The following is a 4,899-nucleotide window of genomic DNA, read 5'->3' on the forward strand; positions in this document are numbered from 1 at the left end:
ACTTTTATAAAATTGATTTCAGGAAAAAAACACAAATAATTCCTGTCATACTCAATATTATTTTCATTAAAATAATTTTCTATTATTTTATTCCATTCTTTGATAGTTCGCATAATTTTTTATCTCCTAGCCATCTGAAAATTTTTTGTTAAATCCAAGCATATTGCAACTCATAGCACTTTCTGTAATAATTCCCTTTAACTGAAGTTTCAAGATTTTTATTTCTTCTAAAATTCCGATTACAGCTTTTTTTGTAAAACTGATAAGCTCTCTTACACCAGCCACTTCTTCTCCAGCTTACTAATTCTCCATTTTTTACAAACACGTCAAATGGTAAATCTTTTGAACTTATTTTAGAGAGTTTTTCTTTTTCTCGCTTTCTATACTCAATTCCTTTTGACCACATAAACATCTCCTTTTTTCAAATTATCCCAAAAACTTGAATTTATTTTCTAAGTCGTATTTTCTTCCTTTACATCTACAATTTTTCATTTTCAATCAAATTTCTGAAATCAAATTATCTGCTATTTAACAATCCCTTTTGAAATCACATCCAAATCCTTATCACTAAACTGAATATTCGTTTTCGCCCCTGTATCAGCTAGTATTTTTTGTGCAATCATTGTCGTTAATGGATAAAGTATATTAAAATGATCTCCACCTGCAATTTGGTATTTTTTAAACGGTATTTTGTATTTGTCTGCGGCTTTTTGCATAGGCTCAAATAAAATATCTCTTCTTTCTTCTTGCCCTTCAAAGTGGAAAGTTGGTGCTGTTATTGAACGGACGTATCGAAGTGATGATCTTACTGCTATTTCTCTAGGATTTGTCAAATCAAACGGAACTCCACCATATTCATCTGGTTTTTCTGTTGCCCAAAAGAAATCTGGCAAGGCACCTATTGCAAAAACTGCTCGAAAACCTTTTGAATATTCGCTTAGAAGCAATGCCTTTGTCCCACCTGTACTGTGTCCAACGAGATAAATTCTATTTGAATCAACATAAGGAAGTGATGCCACATATTTTCTGGCTTCTTCCAAGTCTTCAATTTCCCCATAAAACATTTCATATTTTCCAGCATTTGCATTTTCTCCTCTAGCACTTGGTATTGCAAGTACAAAATCATCTCTTTTAAATGCACCTGCCCCTTGATAATTATTTTTAGGCGATTCTTCATCCCAGCCAAACTCACTATCTCCAATTCCACCAAATCCACCATTTAAATATATGATCGCTGGATATTTTTTCCCGTTATTTTCTTTTGCTGTAATATACATTGGCATTTCTCCTAATTTTGATGGATAATTTACCAATGAAAACTTACTGTTTTTAGGCGGAATACCTGGTTTTCCATCTGGCTCAAATTCCGTTTTTTGCCCATCGACAATCTTTGTCTTAAAATTTTTATGAGCCTCTTCCAATGTTTCTCCATATATTTCAAAATCAAAACTATTGTCAATTTGTTTACTATTTTTCTCACTCTTTTGAACTTCTGTATTTGCATTTGAATTTTTGCCTCCGTTCCCGCAAGATACTACAAAAGTTGCTAAAATTAGCAATAAAAGTAATATTTTTTTCATAAAGTTACCTTTCTTTTTTTATTTATTGTTCCAACATTCTTCTTTTGCCCACTCTTTCAGCCAATTTTTCAAAATATCCACTTTCAATCAGATTATTTCTGTTCTGTATCCACCATGCTTTTCCATTAATTTGGGCAAAATTTATTATTTCTTTTTTTATTTTATCTCCAGCTCTTACTGATATTGTCAATTTATAGTTTAAGATTCCTTTTTTTAAATCAATTTTTTCTATATCATCAACATCTATTCTTGTTAAAAGTCCCTTAATTCCACCAAGCATCCCAACTTCGAAAAACAATATTTCATTCTCCTTAAAAAGTATATAACACGGCTTCATTCCTGCTTTCATAATCAATCCAATAAGCCCCATCATCAAAAATGAATTCAAATTTCTTTCTTTTTTAATTAATACCGTAAATAAAATTTTTATCATATTCTATCCCATTTTGCTTGAAATATTCTTCTACTTTCAACTGTTCTTTTGATTTTTCTGGCTATTTTTAAAATCTTTCTTTTCACAAATTAAGTTATTCAGATTATCTATGATTCTCCTCATACTTCCTAATCTCATCTTCATGTTCCAATGTCAACCCAATCGAATCAAGCCCTTTTAATAATCTCTGTTTCCAGCTTTCCTCCAGTTCAAAGAAATAGTCTTTTCCATTTGCAGTCAGCTTGTTATTTTCCAAATCAACTACCACTTTAGCATCCCCAGGAAGTTTAGCCAGTTCCAGTCTATCAGCTTCTGGCAAAGTTATTGGCAAATGTCCGTTATTTAGCCAGTTCATGTAGAATATTCCTGAATACCCTCCTGCAACAATTACATGAAATCCATAATCCTGCAATGCCCAAGCCGCATGTTCCCTGCTCGAACCGCACCCAAAGTTATCTCCTGTAATCAAAATTGTCCCTGTCTTATATTCAGGCTTGTTTAAATTAAAATCCATATTATCTGTTCTGTCCTCATTGTATCTCCATTCATCAAACACATATTGCCCAAATCCTGTTTTTTCGATACTTTTTAAATATTGTTTTGGAATTAATTGATCCGTATCTATGTTGTCATTCATTATTGGAACGATTGTTCCTTCATATTTTGTAAATGGTTTCATTTTTATCTCCTTGCTTTTATTAATTTTTTAATCTAATCCCATTGATTTTGCTAATTCTTGATCTAGCTCCTGACCTTTTATATTAGCTTCTCTTGTTCCGTGCAGTTTCATGTAATCTGCGAGCATACCCTCTTTTGGAAGAACTCCAGCCACAAATGTCGCCCATCTCAATAATCCTGTCAAATATAAATCTAGCACAGTAAATCTATTTCCTATTGCATATTTTTTATTTTTTAAAAATTCAGTTAATGTATTTAAAGCTGTATCATAATCTTCATACCCTATGTTATTTCTTTTCTTTTCACTTGATGGAACATCAAAGAATTTATCCATGAAAGCATACTCTAGATGAAGTGCAAAAAACATCCAACGATAAAATTCTCCTCTTTCTAAAGAATTAACTGGTGGAATCAAGTTTTTTTCAGGGTACATATCTGCTAAAAATGTCAAAATTGCCGCTGTTTCTACAATTACTTTTCCATCTACTTCTAGTGCTGGTACTTTTCCCATTGGATTTACTGAAAGATATTTTTCAGATTTCATTTCTTTACCGAAATGAATAGGTACTACATCATATTCTGCTCCACATTCTTCTAACATCCATCTTACAGATACTCCTCTTGAATATGGATTTGTATAAAAAGTTATCTTTTTCATAGTATTTTTCTCTCTTTCAATTTTTTTATTCTTATTAATTATCATTAACCAGTATCTATTCTCTTATTTTACCTCATCCAATTCCCTTACATCTACAAATTTTCCATAAATTGCAGCTGCAGCAGCCATTGCAGGACTTACTAGATGCGTTCTCGCTCCTTTTCCTTGCCGTCCTTCAAAGTTTCTGTTAGAAGTTGAGGCACAATGCTCTCTAGCTGGTATCAAGTCAGGGTTCATCCCAAGACAAGTTGAACATCCAGCTTCTCTCCATTCAAATCCCGCATCTTTCAAGATTTGTGCAATTCCATTTTCTTCAGCTGCTTTTTTAACAACTTGTGAGCCAGGAACTACAACTGCCGTGATATTTGGTGCAACTTTCTTTCCTTTTACAATTTTTGCGACAATTTCCAGATCACTCAATCTTCCATTTGTACAAGATCCTATAAATACATGCTTTAATGGTATATCAAATGGAGTTTGTCCTGGTTTTAAGCCCATGTATTCGTATGCTTTTTCATCATTATGATCTTTGATTTCTGGAAATTTTTCAGTAACATTGATTCCCATTTCAGGATTTGTTCCCCAAGTAACTTGTGGCTCAAGATTTGTAACATCGATTTTTATATGTTTGTCAAAGGCTTCTACAGAATCTGTATACAATTCCTTCCATTCAGCCACCTTTTTCTCAAATTCCTCACCTTTTGGTGCAAATCTTCTTCCTTTCACATAATTAAATGTAGTTTCATCAGGTGCGATAATTCCTGATTTTCCACCACCTTCAATCGCCATATTGCATATTGTCATTCTTTCTTCCATCGAAAGCCCTCTTATCGTATCTCCAAAAAATTCAAAGGCATATCCATTTCCAAGACCAATTCCGTAAGTCTTAATTATATGTAAAATAATATCTTTTGCGTATACACCTTTTTGCAATTTTCCAGTAATTTCAATTCCCATTGTCTTAGGTTTCTTTTGCCAAATTGTCTGTGTTGCCAGAACATGCTCAACTTCACTTGTCCCAATTCCAAATGCAATCGCTCCAAATGCCCCATGAGTCGCAGTATGGCTATCCCCACAAACTACAGTTTTTCCAGGTTGTGTAAGTCCTTGCTCAGGCCCCACCATATGCACAATTCCATTATTTTCGTTAAACATATCAACAAGTTCAATCCCAAATTCCTTACAGTTCGCAGCAAGTGCATCAAGCTGTGCCTTAGAAATCTTATCTCTAATATTCAGTCTTTGTGACATTATTGTAGGCGTGTTATGATCCATCGTTCCAAAAGTCAAGTCAGGCCGTCTAACCTTTCTTCCAGCAAGTCTCAATCCCGAAAACGCCTGTGGCGAAGTAACCTCGTGAATTAAGTGTAAATCTATATAAAGCAATTGTGCTTCTCCAGGCTCTCCTGTAATTACGTGTTTTTCCCAAACTTTATCAAACAAAGTTTTTGGTTTTTTCTCTTTATTTTTAATTTCTGACATTTTTTCTCCTCCGATTTCCTCTCCAAATTTTTGTCTCTAAATTTTTAATTAATTTACTTAATTTATGT

The 4,899-nt window shown here is 33.2% G+C and carries 6 protein-coding genes; all 6 read right to left on the reverse strand.

Going from position 1 to position 4,899, the window contains the following annotated elements:
- Positions 1 to 126: 126 nt before the first annotated feature.
- The gene (locus tag Q0370_RS10215) at positions 127 to 285 is read right to left on the reverse strand and encodes a hypothetical protein (protein WP_299575363.1); all 159 of its coding nucleotides are present in this window, start codon (positions 283 to 285) and stop codon (positions 127 to 129) included.
- Between the two features lie 239 nt (positions 286 to 524).
- Positions 525 to 1,580, reverse strand: a complete 1,056-nt coding sequence (locus Q0370_RS10220) for a prolyl oligopeptidase family serine peptidase (RefSeq protein ID WP_299575366.1) — start codon at positions 1,578 to 1,580, stop codon at positions 525 to 527.
- Between the two features lie 22 nt (positions 1,581 to 1,602).
- Complete coding sequence (locus Q0370_RS10225) at positions 1,603 to 2,013, reverse strand: hypothetical protein (RefSeq protein ID WP_299575368.1); 411 nt, start codon at positions 2,011 to 2,013, stop codon at positions 1,603 to 1,605.
- Between the two features lie 103 nt (positions 2,014 to 2,116).
- On the reverse strand, positions 2,117 to 2,692 hold the full coding sequence (gene leuD / locus Q0370_RS10230) for a 3-isopropylmalate dehydratase small subunit (protein ID WP_026749486.1): 576 nt from the start codon (positions 2,690 to 2,692) through the stop codon (positions 2,117 to 2,119).
- 27 nt (positions 2,693 to 2,719) lie between these two features.
- Positions 2,720 to 3,349 (reverse strand): glutathione S-transferase family protein, encoded by a 630-nt coding sequence (locus tag Q0370_RS10235; RefSeq protein WP_299575371.1) that lies wholly within the window; start codon positions 3,347 to 3,349, stop codon positions 2,720 to 2,722.
- Positions 3,350 to 3,412: 63 nt separating this feature from the next.
- Positions 3,413 to 4,831: a 3-isopropylmalate dehydratase large subunit gene (gene leuC / locus Q0370_RS10240; protein ID WP_299575373.1), complete on the reverse strand. Its 1,419-nt coding sequence runs from the start codon at positions 4,829 to 4,831 to the stop codon at positions 3,413 to 3,415.
- Positions 4,832 to 4,899: the final 68 nt, after the last annotated feature.

This window comes from uncultured Leptotrichia sp., assembly GCF_938036635.1.
Lineage (GTDB): Bacteria > Fusobacteriota > Fusobacteriia > Fusobacteriales > Leptotrichiaceae > Leptotrichia > Leptotrichia hongkongensis.

What these genes read in the sequence shown, in the direction of transcription:
- Q0370_RS10220 (WP_299575366.1), bottom strand. Translation starts at nt 1,580, where the DNA reads ATGAAAAAAATATTACTTTTATTGCTAATTTTAGCAACTTTTGTAGTA.
- leuD (WP_026749486.1), bottom strand. Translation starts at nt 2,692, where the DNA reads ATGAAACCATTTACAAAATATGAAGGAACAATCGTTCCAATAATGAAT.
- leuC (WP_299575373.1), bottom strand. Translation starts at nt 4,831, where the DNA reads ATGTCAGAAATTAAAAATAAAGAGAAAAAACCAAAAACTTTGTTTGAT.
- Q0370_RS10235 (WP_299575371.1), bottom strand. Translation starts at nt 3,349, where the DNA reads ATGAAAAAGATAACTTTTTATACAAATCCATATTCAAGAGGAGTATCT.
- Q0370_RS10225 (WP_299575368.1), bottom strand. Translation starts at nt 2,013, where the DNA reads ATGATAAAAATTTTATTTACGGTATTAATTAAAAAAGAAAGAAATTTG.